This is a genomic window from Bacillus sp. EKM501B, assembly GCF_011800505.1.
Taxonomy (GTDB): domain Bacteria; phylum Bacillota; class Bacilli; order Bacillales; family Bacillaceae_G; genus Bacillus_A; species Bacillus_A cereus.
This window is the reverse complement of the sequence record NZ_JAALFZ010000007.1, coordinates 143,929-159,578: the sequence shown is the minus strand read 5'-3', so window position 1 is coordinate 159,578 and position 15,650 is coordinate 143,929. Positions and strand designations below refer to the sequence as shown.

Sequence of the window (15,650 nt, the reverse complement as noted above, 5' to 3'; positions counted from 1 at the left end):
TATAAATAGATTTTATTTGTATTATAATGGGAGTTTTATCAAAATTGTTGTTCCTATTCCTTCTTTGCTTGTAACACTAAGCGCACCGCCATGAAGCTCTACCATTTTTTTAACGATAGCTAAACCAATACCTGCACCTGCAGCATGATTATTAATTTGGTAAAATGATTGCTCAATATATGGTAAATGTTCTTTAGCAATTCCAATCCCTTCGTCTCTTACCTTAATCACTGCTTGTCCTTCTATTTTAGTCGCTTCAATGTGTATTGTGCTTTTTTCATGTGAATACTTAATTGCATTTTGAACAATATTCAAGAAAACTTGCTTTAGCCTATTTCGATCTCCCATCAATTCAATTCGGTCTATAGTAGTAATAAATTGAATTTCCTTCTCTTCCGATTTAGGAGTTAATTGCCAAATCGTCTCCTCTAGTATATCGTACAATTGCACCTTTTGTTTATATAAATTAAAATGATTTGATTGTAATCTTGAAAAATCTAGCAATTCTTCTACTAAATGAATCAACCTATCTGTCTCACCTGAAATAATGCCCATACCTTGCTTTATTTCTTCTTCTGTTAAATGATCTACTGTTTTTAACGTCTCACTCCAACCTTTAATTCCTGTTAAAGGCGTTCGTATTTCGTGCGAAATAGAAGCAATGAATTCATTTTTCATCTGCTCAGCCTTATCTATTTTATAGGCCATATAATTTAAACTATGTGCCAAGTCACCTAATTCTCCAGGATAATCTTCTTTAATTTTTTGCTTTAATGTGCCTTCTGCAATTTGTGAAGAGGCTTGAATAATGGATTCAATTGGCTCAACAAATGAATTTGCCAAACGTCTACTAATTAAGAAGGCAACTCCTGAAATAACAATACCTACAGAAATAGTAAACGTAATAATTTCAATAATCTTTTTATTTACATTTGTTAAAACAGTCGTGTATTTTAAAACACCAATAGTTTGTCCTTGATGTATAAGTGGGCTTAGCACCTCTAGTTGTTTTTTATTACCTTTCGTAGTAACTTGATTATACATTTCACCTTCTAATAATGATTGTGGAATATTCACTTTACCTTCTACCTTTTCACCACTTGAAGATTGTATAACCGAGCCGTGACGATCAATTAACTGTAATTCTGTTCCTTCTAATTGAAAGCTACTAATTATGTCACCACTATATTCTTGTAATCGAATAAAGTATAGTGAATTGTATTCTGAAAAAAAACGTGTACTCGTTTTCGCATGAGACTCTATATATTGCACAATACCATTATAATAGTATCGATAAATTGAAACTGAAAATACAACTTCAAATAATACAAGCATAAGTGTAATGACCGTCATAAAATATAGAGTCACTTTCCGTTTCATCTTATACTTTCCTTCCACACATATCCTTTTCCCCACACCGTAAGAATAAATTCAGGTTCTGATGGATTACATTCTATTTTTTGACGTAACCGTCTCATATTTACATCTACTACTTTCGTTTCACCTACGTAATTGGTTCCCCAAATCATATTTAAAATTTCATCACGCGAAACTGGCTTTGAAGCCTGATTCATTAAATACTGTAATATCATATACTCTGTAGGTGTTAAATCGACTAATTGTCCATCTTTATACAATCTTTCTTCTATAATATTTAACGAAAATGGACCTGACGTAACAATATTCGTTTTTTCTTCATGTACTTCTATTCTTCTTAATAAAGACTGTATACGTGCAGTTAATACTACTGGACTAAACGGTTTTGCAATATAATCATCTGCCCCTATTCCTAGTCCTTGCACCTTATCTTCATCTTGTACACGTGCGGTTAACATAATAATACCCATTTTTTCATTTTCTTTCCTGATAGCCTTACAAACTTCTAAACCATCAATTCCCGGTAACATAACATCCAGCAGTGCTATATCAACAGTTTGTTCACTCAAAATCTGTAACGCTTCTTCTCCAGTAGTAGCTTCTATTACATAAAATCCAGCACGTTTTAAATTTAAAACAATAAAGCTACGGATTGTTAATTCATCTTCTAAAACTAAAATTTTTGACATAATTCCCACCTCCTACTCTTGTTGATAATCCGCTAGCGGTTTTATATATTCTTTCACTTTTTCAAATTTCGATTGCTTCGGTACTGCATATACGTGAGAAGCTGTTTTAATTGCTGCGCTGTAGCCTTTTATATTGAACCATTCTTTCCGCTTAAAAATATGAACTTCAAGCCATATTTCATTTGTTCTTGTATCCAAAAACTTTTGAGAATTTGATTCTTTTTGCTGATCTGGTATTGTAATTTTCCCTATTAACTCTTTAGGAATTTTCACATAATATCCTTTTTCTATATCTATATATCGTTCTTCAATTGGTTTAATTCCAGATTCACTCCACTGTATGTAACGTTCAAAAAGCGGACTATCGCCATGTGATTTATCCTCCCAACCTTTTGGACGTACAGTACGAACAAATTCAATAATGCCGTCTTCATTAACATCTTTACTTTCTACAACATATTCATTAAATAAATCTTCTTTCCCATCTATAGGTAATACTTCATAATGATCCTGATCAAATTTTGCTACATAAGTTATACCTGAATGAGCGCCAACTCCTGCATCAATTACTACCGCCTTTAGTGATTTAGATATACGACCCATTTGTATTCTTTGAATACTATTTATAAATGGATCGTATGACACTTCAGATAAAGTCTTAAATTGTTCCATGAACTCAACTGTCAGCTTCTCATCTTTTTCAAATGTAACAAGGCTTATATCTTTCAGTCCATTTTCATTTAGATCCTCTATGAATAACTTCGTATAACTTCGATTATATATTTCCTTCATCTCTTCATTTTCTTCCGAAAAAACATACATAACATGTTCTAACGATTCACGATTTACAGAGATTCCGATTAACAACTCTCTCTTCCCGTTCCCTGTAAAATCACCGACTTCAACGATATCTACATCTCCTCCATCAAATTTATGTGTGGACTTTATTCTCCAGCCATTTCCGATTTCTTCATATACGGCTAAATATACGCTATGATCTTCATTCGGCAATTTATAAAATAAGATGGCTTCTTTCTTATTATCTTGTTTAAAATTCATTGACCAAATCATCTGTTTATCTTTGTTAGACATTGGAGTAAGTAAGCGATAATTAACAGGTAAATCTTTATCAATTTGTTCCTTTAATTCATTAATCCATTTTTCATTTGTAGGAGCTTCCATTAGACTTGTTGGAGCCTCAGACATTTTACATCCAGTCAATATAAAGATAATTCCCATCATGCTTAACCATTTCTGCATATGATATCTTTCCTTACCACAAATTTTGAATATGTCCTTTTACTTTTTTACCTATCCATTATACTCATACATATGAGTATAATTTTTCTAAACTAAAAAATCGTTACAGAAAAGTTACAAATACATTCCCATAAAAAAAGATTGGCAAAAGCCAATCTTTTTTTATTATTCGTTTCGGACTGATTTTGGCGTTACACCTAAATGATCATTTAATTTTTTGGAAATGTCTTTTACATTTTTTTCATTTGGAATGTAATAATAAATACCACCGATACGTTTATCTGTACCTTCTATTTGCATTTTTTCCATTTCCAAATTAGATCCTGCCATATTTTTTGTAATGGCCAGCATATCGTCAAATGTTAAGTTCGTTTTCATATTTTTATCAACCGCATCCAGTAAAGAGCCCATTTTGCTAATTGATTGAACAGACATCGCTTTTTTAGCAATTGCTTCTATTACAAGTTGCTGTCTCTGTCCACGCATTGCGTCACTATCAATTTTACGCGTTCTTGCAAGTGCAAGTGCTTGTTCTCCATTTAAATGTTGGTAACCTTTTTCTAAATGGATCATACCAGCTTGGTCTTTACTATCTTGTTCAGTGAAAGTAACTGGTACATCAATATCAATACCACCAATTGAATCGACAATTTGTACGAATGATTCAAAGTTAAACTTCACATAATAATCAACAGGGACATTTAAAAATCTTTCCACCGTATCACGTGTGCTTTCTACGCCACCAAATACGTGAGCATGAGTAATTTTATCTAATTTTTTTCTAGTTGGAATGTAAACACGTGAATCACGTGGAATACTTACTAGCTTAACAGACTTATCATCTTTATTAATTGTTGCTAATAAAAGTGCATCTGTTCGAACTGCTTCGCCATATTGGCTTTTTCTCATTTCACTTCCATCTACACCCATGATTAATATTGAAATATTATCCTTTAAAGGTTCAACTTCTTTATCACGCTTTGATGACTTATCAATTTTTGCATACGCATCATTTACAACAGCTTTTGCTTTATTATATATAAACGAACCATATCCTACTCCTCCAAAAATAAGTAGGAAAAATGGAATTAATATGAACCATTTTATTGACTTTCTTTTAGAACGCTTTTTATTACTTCTCGTATTTTGTTCTAATTCAGAGCTCATACCCATTCGCCTCTCTTTCTCTTTACCAAGTATAATGTAAGTCTATTTATCTTCATATTGAATTTCCTTTCACTAACCTTACAATTTTGTAAGGTTACTACTTAAACCCAATACGTATTCCATTTCACATTATACTCTCGTACTTATTTTTGGCAAGTCACTATTTACCAATTTCAAAAATTTAACACTTCGCAACATACGGATTTACAAATTTATTAACTCTTTCATTTTAAATTAGAATGTCTTTTTCCTAACAAACGATATGAATAAAGAATCCAGCTAATTATAAAATCTCTATGAATACAGTATATTTAACTTTATTATTTCTCAAACGGCGTATACACACTTTTCTTCCCCTGATTATCAATGTAAGCCGACTTTGCTTTTATTTTCGTTTTTTCTACTTCCATGTCTTCATTTGAGAAGTTCACAATGATTTTAATATCTTTTCCATAAGAAACAGATTGTACTAGCTTATCTTCTGACAAATACGCAAAATTCGTCATCTCTTCTTTTACTGCTTTTTCATGAACTTCATTCCAAACTTTTAGATGCTCTGTAATTTCTTTTTTATGCTTATTCCACTCTACTTCATCTAAATGGTACAACGGAGGAACATTATACAATAATTCAGACAGCATTCGATTTCCAACTTCATCTTTTACCTTTAAACTTCCCCATTCCCAATGATGCGTTGTAATAACGGAATCATTGTATACTAATTTATATAATGGTACCGAATATACTGGGTTTAAATATACTTGTTTATATTCTTCTTTCAATGGTACTTGTTTTGCATATTTTTCAGGCACATTTTGATTTGGTGACCAATATCCACCGACATAATACGGACTTGTTTTATTTTTCCGCATATCTTCATCGTCCCATTTAATAACAGGTGTTTCAATTCCGTGTGCAAATGCAATCGTACTACTAGCAAAATCATTTCCGCCTTCAGAACCAACGACCATACCCTTTTCTTGCGCAATGTAGTCCATTCGTTTTAAACGTGCTTTTAAATCTTGCTCTTGCGTCGTTATATGTTTCGCTGAATAGTCATCGTAAATTTCACCTGTCGCATCACAATCAATAAACCATGAATTATATTTAGGACCATTTTGTAATATATCATTCATGCGTTCCTTTACACTAGGCAGCGATAAAGTCGGATTTAACTTGCGACCTCTTCCTAAAAAGCCTTGCACCTTTTCTCCGTTTTTCTTCGTTACAGTAGCCTCTTCGTATAATGACGGGTCATTAAAGGATGCTGTGTTCCAATTTTTATCACTTTTTTCGTGAATGGAATGATACGAATCATACGGACCAACTAAATACCCCATTTCCTTAGCTTTTGTCACGAAATTAGGTTGCATAAATCCTTGTTCCCAGTTCGGCAGACCAATCCACGCTTTTTCTATTCCTGCCTCTTTCATTTCCTTTAATATATCCGTTCCATCTGCATTACCCCATTTACTTACCTCTTCAACCGCATCACCAAGTAGCGACTTTAATAAATGCTTATTTAAGCTATACAATTCTGTATTCGTTAAGTGACCTACACCTTTCTTTAATAGCACACTAGCTTCCTGATTAACGTTTTGAAAAATATCCTCTTTATAAAATTCCTTCATCGATAATACTTCGTTTATATAACGTAAAATAACATTTTTTTGATACTTATCAATGAAATCTTGTTTACTTACTTGATCCAATACATTCAGTTCCCCAGGCTCGGAACTATTCTTTTGAATAAGTTCTTTTATATGACTAAACAGCGGGCTATTTATTTGCTCCCTTAGTTTTGGCCAATTTATATTATTTTCTAATAAACCATTTTGATTCCAAAAATAAAAATGCGCCGCTCCATATAACTTTTCGATTTCTTTATTTTTTCTAGCCTTTTCTTGTAATGTTTTAAATTCACCTTTTCGAACAATATCATCCTTATACAGTTTAGCAATGCTTACCGCATCATTATTTGTCACATATAATTGAAATCCATATGTTTTATTTTTATTTATGCTCGGAAATTCATGTGTAAAATCAAATCCTATTTTCGGATCCGAATGAAATTTCAATTCATTATTAAACATATTCGTTGCAATATATACAATTGAATATTTCGAACCATTTAATGCGAAAAACTTCATAGAAAATGATTCAGCAAATGAATATGCATCATCCTTTAAAAACTTCTTCCAATTCTCATCATTGCTCGGAATTTGCTTACCCTCCCATAACGGAAGTGTATAATTTTCAGCTTCTACTTTCGGCCATGTAAAGCTTTCTGCACCAGTCGATTCCACTTCAATGTTTAAGTGGTCTTTTTTCTTTTCTAATTTTATTTTTACTTTTTGATCTGGATATTCCCACGATGTACGATCCTTTTCTTTTTTTACATTCGATACCTTCATTTTCGGTAGGGGTTGTGATGCCTGTTCCTTTGCCCCCTCATGTTCTACAGTTAATGTGAATGTTTCTGGATTTACATCATAAGTAAAATCTTTATACGTCGCTTTCTTTATTTTAGACTCTTGTACAGCATTACTACCTTTTACGTCACAACCGACTAAAGTCGAAAACGACATAGTTGTAAGAAGACATATCGCTATCATTTTTTTCATCCTCTGCACCTCCACCAATGAATATACAGATGCTTTGTTACAGAAATGTGGCAAAAAATAATAGAGCTAGCATTTTGCTAGCTCTGTTTGGAGTATTAAAAGTTGATATGAACAACTATAATTCGCTTAGAAGATATGTAATACAGTAACTACATTTTTTCTCAACAATTATGAAACTAAACAAATCAAAATTTTAACAAGCATTCTTCAACTGAAAAAATAAGTGTATACAATGTATCCTAAAAGTAGTACTAAAATGATTATTCCTGTACCTTTCCAATTCATACCGCCTGCTATATCAACTGGACTACCCGTTTCCGCTCTATTGAGTCCGTCACGTAAAGAACCCGTAGGATTACTTTTTAATTCACTTTGTCTCATACGCTCTCTTTTTTCTTCTGGTGACTCTTTATTCATTTAATCACCTCCAAAATGAATGCACTCTTTACTTACATTATTCAAAATCAACATTTGTTTTATATTTTTCCGAAAAAACCTAATTTAAAATAGGTTTGCAACGTAAAGAAAGCTAGCCATGCCAGCTTTCTTTACGATCCAATATGCTCTTCCTTATTTACAATAATACCTTTATGGTCGATTTCAAGCTCACATACTTTCATATCTGTAAATACTCTCGCTAATTGCTCAGCGATTTCTTGACGCTTCTCATATGGCGTTAATATAAAAATAGATGGCCCCGCACCACTAAGTGCTGTGCCGTACGCACCAAATTCTTTTGCGCATTTACGAATAGATGGTAATAATGGTACGAGTTCTAAACGATATGGTTCGTGAAAATGGTCTCTCTCCATCATTTCACCTACAACTTCCCACCGCTTTTGACATAATGCAGCTACTAATACGTTACTTATCGCACTAGCTTTAACTGCCTCATGAAACGGAAACATCTTTGGTAATACAGATCGACTTTCATCTGTATTTAATTCTGCATTCGGAATGAGAGAAATTACACCCAATTCCTTGCTCTCAATTCTTACGACGGAAACATCCTTTCCATCAAGTGCTCCAATTACAGTTCCACCTAATATAGAAGCAGCAACATTATCAGGATGTCCTTCAAAATTTGTAGCAATTTGAACTTTTTGATCAGCAGTTAAGTTCAAATTGCCTAGTTGATTCGCAAGCTCTATCCCAGCTACAATCGCTGATGCACTACTTCCTAGCCCTCTCGTTAATGGGATATTACTAGTAACTTCTATTATATGGGGTGATATAGAAGGACATACTTTACATGCCGTGCTAACGATTAAATTTTTATCGTCTGTCGGAATTGATTCTTCAAAGGAATGGATTACTTGCCATTTATCAGCTTTTTCTTTAACCACCACACCTAAATACAATGACAAAGCTATTCCAACTGAATCAAATCCAGGACCAACATTCGCCGTACTAGCAGGGACACGAACGCTAAATGGTATCACGACATAATCACCCCTTTAATATGATCTTTAATTTGTTCTATATCATTTGACACACTTGCGATGTCTAGTTGATTTGAAGAAATAGCGATATCAGGATCCTTCAAACCATTTCCAGTTAATACCGCAACAACTGTTTCTCCCTTTTTGATTTTCCCAGATTGAACATGTTTAATTACGCCGGCTAATGAAGCATTTGATCCTGGTTCAGCGAAAACTCCTTCAGTTTTTGCTAATAACCTATACGCATGTAAAATTTCTTCATCTGATACCATATCTATTTCACCACGAGACTGCTCGGCAGCCTCTACTGCATACGACCAACTTGCTGGGTTACCGATGCGAATCGCTGTTGCAATTGTTTCAGGCTCTTCAATTACATGCCCTTTTACAATTGCAGCTGCTCCTTCCGCTTCAAAGCCATGAATTCTTGGCTTTTTATAACCTTTTTCTTTCTCATATTCACAGAAGCCTTTCCAATACGCTGTAATATTCCCTGCATTCCCAACAGGGATAGCTAGAACATCTGGTGCATTTTGCAATTGGTCACAAATTTCAAACGCTGCTGTTTTTTGCCCTTCAATTCGATAAGGATTTACTGAGTTTACTAACGTAATCGGCTCTTCTGCAGCAATATTTCTTACAGCCTTAAGCGCATCATCGAAATTCCCTTCTATTGAAATAATTTCAGCTCCATAAGCGACCGCTTGCGCTAATTTTCCATGTGCAATCTTTCCTTCTGGTATTACGATAATGCATTTCATCCCAAGACGTGCCGCATATGCTGCAGCTGACGCTGATGTATTACCTGTTGATGCACAAATGATTGCTTCTGAACCTTCTTCTTTCGCCTTAGCAACTGCCATAACCATACCACGATCTTTAAAAGAACCTGTCGGATTCGCTCCTTCGTACTTACCATATAGCTGAATCCCTAATTGTTTTGATATATTTAATAATGGAATAAGTGGTGTGTTTCCTTCCATTAAGCTGACATCAGGTGTATTTTCATTCACCGGTAAATAAGACGCATACTGTTTTAATAGTCCTTTATACATATTGTTTTTCCTCCTCAATAATGTAGTAACTGTTTATTTCACTTGCGACAGCTTCTATCGCTTCTAAAACTCGTTCAAATTGATACTTGGAAGTTCGATGTGTCACAACAACGACTTCTGCCAGTTCACGGTTTAAAGGTAATTGAATAACCTCTTTTAAACTTACAGAATAATTAACGAAACATTCTGTTATTTTTTGTAACATCCCAGGCTCATCTTGTAATGAAATACGTAAGAAATATTTCGAAACTACTTCTTCATCACCTTGTAATTCATAAGGAACTGGTTCTTTTAACGCACTTTTATTTTTCGGAACTTGATTCATATTTTTAACGATTGAAATAATATCACTTACTACAGCAGAACCAGTCGGTAACTTCCCAGCTCCGGGTCCATAAAACATCACTTCTCCTACCGCTTGGCCATGGACATACACCGCATTAAATTCATTATTCACATTTGATAATGGATGCTGGCTCGGTAAAAGCGTCGGTTCTACACTTAAATGAATGGCTGGTCCTTGTTTTTCAGCTTTACCAATTAACTTCATAGTAAATCCTAACTTTTCAGCCATTTGTAAATCTTCTTTTTCGACCTTTCGAATCCCTCTTACTTGCACATCATCTAATGAAACATTCATCGAAAAACCTAAGTTTGCAAGAATTGCTACTTTTCTCGCCGCATCTAGTCCATCTACATCTGCTGTCGGATCCGATTCTGCAAAGCCTAATTTTTGTGCTTCCTGTAAAGCCTCTTCATAAGACCATCCATTTTGACTCATTTTTGTTAACATATAATTTGTTGTACCATTTACAATTCCCATTATTTTTTCAATTTGATCTGATGCTAACCCATCAGTTAGTCCTCTTAACACTGGAATACCGCCCGCTACACTCGCTTCGTAACATAAATCACAATCATTATCGTTCGCCAGTTGAAGAAGCTCTGCACCATATACAGCCATTAAATCTTTATTTGCTGTTACGACATGTTTTTTATTTCGTAAAGCCTTAACAATATGCTGTTTTGCTTCTTCAATTCCGCCCATTACCTCTACTACAATATCAATATTTGAATCATTTAGAACTTCATCTGCATGACTTGTTACTGCAATTCCATCAATACAAACATCGCGTTCTTTTTCCAAATCACGTACAACGACTGTTTTCACTTTCACTTCGTATCCTGTATCAAGTGCGATTTTTTTATAATGTTCTTTCAAAATATGAACAACACCACTTCCGACCGTACCTAAACCTAATACCCCAACATTTATAACGTTATTCATCTTCTAATCTCCTCCTAAAAGTTTAATTGTTACATCTATAAATCACCTTACTCTGCTTTTTTGTCATGCAGGTGGTGGTTATTTCCGTACTTATAAATCGTTTCATATTACCGCACCTCCTTTCAAAGTAAAAAAACACACCCATCCCTAGGAAAGGGACGAATGTGTTTTCGTGGTTCCACCCTTGTTCCAATCTAGACGTATTTCCTCCTAGATTGCTCAAGTTCAGATAACGGCTGATACCGCCAATAATTACTAGATTACTCGTTCACTATTGAAGTTCAAAGGTGGTAAAATCATTTCTCGTGTTAGGAAGCTCACACCCTTGGCTTCCCTCTCTGTAAACCGTAAAAATGATTTCGTGTCCTTATCGTTACTTTTTCGTTCATGTTTATTTGTTAACTCATTATACTCGCATAAAAAACAAAATCAATACTATTTTTTAATTATTTTAAATTTTCAATCTCTTATACCATAAAAAACACACTCATCCCTAGGAAAGGGACGAATGTGTTTTCGTGGTTCCACCCTTGTTCCAATCTAGACGTATCTCCTTCTAGATTGCTCAAGTTCAGATAACGGCTGATACCGCCAATAATTACTAGATTACTCGTTCACTATTGAAGTTCAAAGGTGGTAAAATCATTTCTCGTGTTAGGAAGCTCACACCCTTGGCTTCCCTCTCTGTAAACCGTAAAAATGATTTCGTGTCCTTATCATTACTTTTTCGTTCATGTCTATTTGTTAACTTATTATAGTTATCAAATTTTTAAAAAGCAAGCCTATTTTTACTAACTATTTTCAAAATAATTTTTTATTATATTTCACAATAGCATTATGCAACTGCCACTCAATTTACCTATTTTGTCATTTCTCCAGTTTATAAATCAACGGTTCATATATAAAGTGAAACTTTAATCAGTGAGGATTTTGTTCATCCCCACTGATTATTAGCCTTCACCAATCGGGCTTTTACGGGCAGTTGATCCCCACCTAACTTCTTTGCTTTCGCTGAATTTTGAGGTAGGGGTGTTACTGCCCGTTAATGCGGGATAAATCCCCATTCTAAAACCCGTACATACTCACCTTACAAAATTATATCAATAAAATTTTTAATACAATCTTTTTGTATAACTTTCTTCTAAAGAACGTGCAACATCTTCTTCTGAAGCATTCACTTTCGCATGCTCTAACAACATTTTTGCTGCTGAAGGTAACTCTTTTTTATTTAACCAAGATTCTGGATCCCATATCTTCGAACGAATAAACGCTTTTGCACAATGAATGTAACACTCTTCTATTTCAACAACAATTCCAAGCAACGGATTACGTCCATTCGCCTGCATTTCTTTCAAAATTTCTTCGTCGTTTGTAATATACGCTCGGCCATTTATTCTAAGTGTCTCCCCAAGACCTGGAATAAAAAAGATTAGTCCTACACGTGGATTTGAAATAATATTCAAAATGGAGTCTATACGACGATTTCCTGGCCTTTCTGGAATGATAATTTTATTATTATTGAGTACGTATACAAATCCAGGTGCGTCTCCTCTCGGCGAGGCGTCACACTCCCCCAACTTATTTGCAGTAGATAATACTAGAAAAGGAGATTTAGAAAGGAAATCTACACCATGGTGGTCTAATGATGAAATAACTTTTTTCAATGCTCGCTCACTTGGTTTCCCCAATATTTTCCGTAACTCTTCCTCTGTTGAAATAATCGATTTTATTTCCATACGCTCTATCTCCACTTATAATCGCCTCTTTTTCTTTATTTTCCCAAAATTCAATACGAATATTGTATAATAAAATTTGCAGAAAGGGGAATTAAAATGACAGAGTGGTTAACAATATTTGATTCTGAAAGAAATACACTTGGGAAGAAATTACGCGATGAAGTGCATCGTGACGGTGATTGGCACGAAACATTTCATTGTTGGTTTGTAGAAAAAGATGCTAAAGATATATTCTTATATTTCCAATTACGCTCTAAAAATAAAAAAGAAGCTCCACTTATATGGGATATTACTTCAGCTGGACATATTATGCATGATGAAGATGTACAAATTGGTGGTCTTCGTGAAATCGAAGAAGAATTGGGGCTTTCCTTTCAAACTACTGATTTAGTATACAAAGGAATCTTTAAAATAGATTATGAAATTTCAAATCTTACTGATCGTGAATTTTGTCATATGTATTTTCACAATGTCATCAATCCACTTCCATTCGCACCAGGTGAAGAAGTAGACGATGTGATGAAAGTACATGCAACTTCTTTTCTACAACTATTAAATGGTGAAATTTCATCTTTTACAGCTACTTCTGTTTTGAGCAATAAACCGATAACGATAACTTTTGATGATATTTATCCATATGATCTTGCATACTATGAATTTGTTATAGAGAAAGGAAAAGAATTATTAAAAAATAATAGTTTATAAATAAAATAGGACTCTTAGCATAATATTGCGTAGAGTCCTATTTTTTATTATTGTTCAAGTATCTTTAATTTATTCTCTACTTGTATAAATAAAAGAATAATTAATAACAGCATAACCACCATAATCGCTATTATTGTATGTGGATATCTAAACAGTATACTAATAACACTTCCAATTAACATCATGATGAATCCGTTTTGCTTCATCACTTCTGCACTATACCTGTTACCCGCATCCCATAATTCCTTATTTTTCATAGATCGTTTCGTACGATAACCATATGCCGCATTAATATCGGTCGGTGGATTTTTTTGAAGAACAATTGCCGCAAGTATAAATATAGTACCTATTAAAATACTCATTCCTATGTTTATTAGTGCATACATCAATTATATCCCCTCCTAACTTACACCTTCATTATACGACATGACCCTTTTTTCAAATTTATAACACATTCAATTTCTTTCTTTTGATGTGTGGAACATACTTGGAAGTGTTACAAAACGTGCCCCTTTCGTTTTTAACTGCGGAATGATTTTGTCTAGTGCATCTACAGATCCTTGTAAATGCCCACCTGGTGTTGAATGCTGAAGGATGACACTTCCTGGAAATGAATTCCCTAATACATTATTTGTAATCGTATCAGCGCTTACACCTTTCCAATCAACTGTATCAACACTCCACTGTACAATCATAAAATTTTGCTCTGTTGCCCACTTCAATTGCTCTTCAAGTATTTCACCGTATGGCGGACGTATAAACTTCGGTGCATAACCAGCTAAACGATTTAATATTTCTTCCGTTTTTATTATTTGATTACGATACTCAGCATCATTTACTTTCGCTAAGTTCGGATGACTATACGTATGATTACCAATTACATGCCCTTCATTTGCAATACGCTTTACTACGTTCGGAAATTTTTCTGCGTTTTCACCAAGTAAGAAAAAAGTAGCTTTTACATTATGTTGTTTTAACTTATCTAATATTTTTGGCGTGAATTCTGAATCTGGTCCATCATCAAATGTAAGAGCTACTTCCGCTTTATTATACGGTCCTGAAAATGCGTACGCATATTTTTCAACCCATGAAAATGGTGTCCACGATCCACGATCATCTGCTTTCATTTGTACTTCATAGCTTTGAGGGATATATGCGTATGGCAATGCGCTTATATATTCTCCATAATAAAGTGAGTTATATGGCATATAAGCATACGAAACATCTCGTTCTAGTCCCCATTGATATGGAGTAAACATTTGTGGCGAATAAAAATAATACATGATAAAAAACCTCCCTAAATTTTCATATGTGATTCATCTGCACTTTGTTAGAGAAATTGTTATTCATAAACAAAAATAAGACTGTCCTTAATTAGGACAGTCTTACTGCTTTATATTATTAATAAATTGATGTACTATCTTTTGGCAAAGTTTTCACATGTTTTAAATAGTTCGTTACTTTATCATCATCTTCTTGCGGATATTGATATTCATACGTGTTAGCGACTTCGTTCGCCACTTCCCTAAATAAATCACTCATGACAAAGAATGACTCCCATATGTTTTCATATTCAGCATTAGAAAATGTCCTTTTAAATTGCTCCCACATATCTTCTTCAATATATTGCTCGAAATGCTTTCCAAACTTCCCTGTATTAACTGTAAAGTCTGTTTTCATACCAATATGCCATTCTAGCATTACGATGAACATATCTCGCACTGGTCCTTCAAGCATTCCTTTTGCATAAGAAAGTTCCTCTCTCCATAACCCTTTTGCCACATTTGTACTACACCACCAAAATTCATTACAGCAATCCAAAAACTCTTTTTCTGTAGGCTTTTTTATTAAGTAATCCTTATCGCTTGCTGGCGGGAATCCTTCCATACAATTATCTTTATCAAGAAGCAGTTTACTTAAACTATCTTGTCCAACGAACTTTTTTATTAACTCAACTGGAACTAGCGTTAAATCAATCCGATTCCCATCCATGAACTGCATTAAATATGGAAACTTCCCATCTTCATCTGGTTGAACTAACGACATTTCTTCTGGCATTTGTACTATCATTATTTCTCCAAATCTATGAACCCAATTATGATTAGACGTAAAAGATTGTATATCATTTACAACATACATAATATCATAGTCTTGAAAACAATCTCTTTTCACATTTGGATTTACACGCGATCCATTCATGATAACTGCTCGAATTCTTTCATCCTCTTTTGCTATATTTATAATTACGTCTAACATTTCTTTTTCAGTTCTCATCTACTTATATCCTCCAATTTTTTAATATATAAT

General features: G+C 33.9%; 14 protein-coding genes and 2 other annotated features. Of the genes, 1 reads left to right on the top strand and 13 read right to left on the bottom strand.

Annotated elements, in window-relative coordinates:
- Positions 1-21 precede the first annotated feature (21 nt).
- From HFD78_RS15850 to HFD78_RS15805, 10 genes are all read right to left on the bottom strand, one after another.
- Positions 22-1,380 (bottom strand): sensor histidine kinase, encoded by a 1,359-nt coding sequence (locus HFD78_RS15850; protein WP_000824531.1) that lies wholly within the window; start codon positions 1,378-1,380, stop codon positions 22-24.
- A complete protein-coding gene (locus HFD78_RS15845) occupies positions 1,377-2,066 on the bottom strand; it encodes a response regulator transcription factor (RefSeq protein WP_000036068.1) in 690 nt (229 codons plus the stop codon). The genes HFD78_RS15850 and HFD78_RS15845 overlap by 4 nt, the downstream gene beginning before the upstream one ends.
- A 12-nt stretch (positions 2,067-2,078) precedes the next feature.
- Positions 2,079-3,326, bottom strand: coding sequence for a hypothetical protein (locus HFD78_RS15840; protein WP_001174863.1), 1,248 nt, complete (start codon positions 3,324-3,326; stop codon positions 2,079-2,081).
- A 165-nt stretch (positions 3,327-3,491) separates the two neighbouring features.
- Entirely contained in the window at positions 3,492-4,493 is a 1,002-nt protein-coding gene (locus tag HFD78_RS15835; protein ID WP_001987131.1) for an LCP family protein, read from the bottom strand.
- Between the two features lie 320 nt (positions 4,494-4,813).
- A complete protein-coding gene (locus tag HFD78_RS15830) occupies positions 4,814-7,117 on the bottom strand; it encodes a glycoside hydrolase (protein ID WP_000738150.1) in 2,304 nt (767 codons plus the stop codon).
- 207 nt (positions 7,118-7,324) lie between these two features.
- Positions 7,325-7,534 carry a DUF6366 family protein gene (locus tag HFD78_RS15825; protein ID WP_001031483.1) on the bottom strand — a complete coding sequence of 70 codons (210 nt, stop codon included), beginning with the start codon at positions 7,532-7,534 and terminating at the stop codon, positions 7,325-7,327.
- 131 nt (positions 7,535-7,665) lie between these two features.
- On the bottom strand, positions 7,666-8,559 hold the full coding sequence (thrB, locus tag HFD78_RS15820; protein ID WP_000612105.1) for a homoserine kinase: 894 nt from the start codon (positions 8,557-8,559) through the stop codon (positions 7,666-7,668).
- On the bottom strand, positions 8,556-9,614 hold the full coding sequence (gene thrC, locus HFD78_RS15815) for a threonine synthase (RefSeq protein WP_000276439.1): 1,059 nt from the start codon (positions 9,612-9,614) through the stop codon (positions 8,556-8,558). Before thrC ends, thrB begins: the two co-directional genes overlap by 4 nt.
- On the bottom strand, positions 9,607-10,902 hold the full coding sequence (locus HFD78_RS15810; RefSeq protein ID WP_001066899.1) for a homoserine dehydrogenase: 1,296 nt from the start codon (positions 10,900-10,902) through the stop codon (positions 9,607-9,609). Before HFD78_RS15810 ends, thrC begins: the two co-directional genes overlap by 8 nt.
- Positions 10,903-11,053: 151 nt before the next feature.
- Positions 11,054-11,285, bottom strand: a binding site (T-box leader).
- A 114-nt stretch (positions 11,286-11,399) separates the two neighbouring features.
- Positions 11,400-11,631: a binding site (T-box leader), on the bottom strand.
- Positions 11,632-12,014: 383 nt separating this feature from the next.
- Positions 12,015-12,653 (bottom strand): pyridoxamine 5'-phosphate oxidase family protein, encoded by a 639-nt coding sequence (locus HFD78_RS15805; protein ID WP_000402139.1) that lies wholly within the window; start codon positions 12,651-12,653, stop codon positions 12,015-12,017.
- An 81-nt stretch (positions 12,654-12,734) separates the two neighbouring features.
- Between HFD78_RS15805 and HFD78_RS15800 the strand changes: the two genes are divergently transcribed.
- A complete protein-coding gene (locus tag HFD78_RS15800; protein WP_000141382.1) occupies positions 12,735-13,343 on the top strand; it encodes an NUDIX hydrolase in 609 nt (202 codons plus the stop codon).
- Between the two features lie 47 nt (positions 13,344-13,390).
- On the opposite strand, the gene HFD78_RS15795 is transcribed toward HFD78_RS15800, so the two are convergent.
- From HFD78_RS15795 to HFD78_RS15785, 3 genes are all read right to left on the bottom strand, one after another.
- Positions 13,391-13,729, bottom strand: coding sequence for an SdpI family protein (locus tag HFD78_RS15795; protein WP_000271092.1), 339 nt, complete (start codon positions 13,727-13,729; stop codon positions 13,391-13,393).
- A gap of 69 nt (positions 13,730-13,798) precedes the next feature.
- Positions 13,799-14,626, bottom strand: a complete 828-nt coding sequence (locus tag HFD78_RS15790; RefSeq protein ID WP_000291225.1) for a peptidoglycan-N-acetylglucosamine deacetylase — start codon at positions 14,624-14,626, stop codon at positions 13,799-13,801.
- Between the two features lie 118 nt (positions 14,627-14,744).
- Complete coding sequence (locus HFD78_RS15785; protein ID WP_001258542.1) at positions 14,745-15,617, bottom strand: aminoglycoside 6-adenylyltransferase; 873 nt, start codon at positions 15,615-15,617, stop codon at positions 14,745-14,747.
- Positions 15,618-15,650 lie beyond the last annotated feature (33 nt).

Excerpts from the sequence above, each read along its gene's own strand:
- HFD78_RS15835 (WP_001987131.1), bottom strand. The coding sequence starts at position 4,493 with ATGAGCTCTGAATTAGAACAAAATACGAGAAGTAATAAAAAGCGTTCT.
- HFD78_RS15830 (WP_000738150.1), bottom strand. The coding sequence starts at position 7,117 with ATGAAAAAAATGATAGCGATATGTCTTCTTACAACTATGTCGTTTTCG.
- HFD78_RS15790 (WP_000291225.1), bottom strand. The coding sequence starts at position 14,626 with ATGTATTATTTTTATTCGCCACAAATGTTTACTCCATATCAATGGGGA.
- HFD78_RS15845 (WP_000036068.1), bottom strand. The coding sequence starts at position 2,066 with ATGTCAAAAATTTTAGTTTTAGAAGATGAATTAACAATCCGTAGCTTT.
- HFD78_RS15810 (WP_001066899.1), bottom strand. The coding sequence starts at position 10,902 with ATGAATAACGTTATAAATGTTGGGGTATTAGGTTTAGGTACGGTCGGA.
- HFD78_RS15850 (WP_000824531.1), bottom strand. The coding sequence starts at position 1,380 with ATGAAACGGAAAGTGACTCTATATTTTATGACGGTCATTACACTTATG.
- HFD78_RS15785 (WP_001258542.1), bottom strand. The coding sequence starts at position 15,617 with ATGAGAACTGAAAAAGAAATGTTAGACGTAATTATAAATATAGCAAAA.
- HFD78_RS15840 (WP_001174863.1), bottom strand. The coding sequence starts at position 3,326 with ATGCAGAAATGGTTAAGCATGATGGGAATTATCTTTATATTGACTGGA.
- HFD78_RS15795 (WP_000271092.1), bottom strand. The coding sequence starts at position 13,729 with ATGTATGCACTAATAAACATAGGAATGAGTATTTTAATAGGTACTATA.
- HFD78_RS15825 (WP_001031483.1), bottom strand. The coding sequence starts at position 7,534 with ATGAATAAAGAGTCACCAGAAGAAAAAAGAGAGCGTATGAGACAAAGT.
- thrC (WP_000276439.1), bottom strand. The coding sequence starts at position 9,614 with ATGTATAAAGGACTATTAAAACAGTATGCGTCTTATTTACCGGTGAAT.
- HFD78_RS15800 (WP_000141382.1), top strand. The coding sequence starts at position 12,735 with ATGACAGAGTGGTTAACAATATTTGATTCTGAAAGAAATACACTTGGG.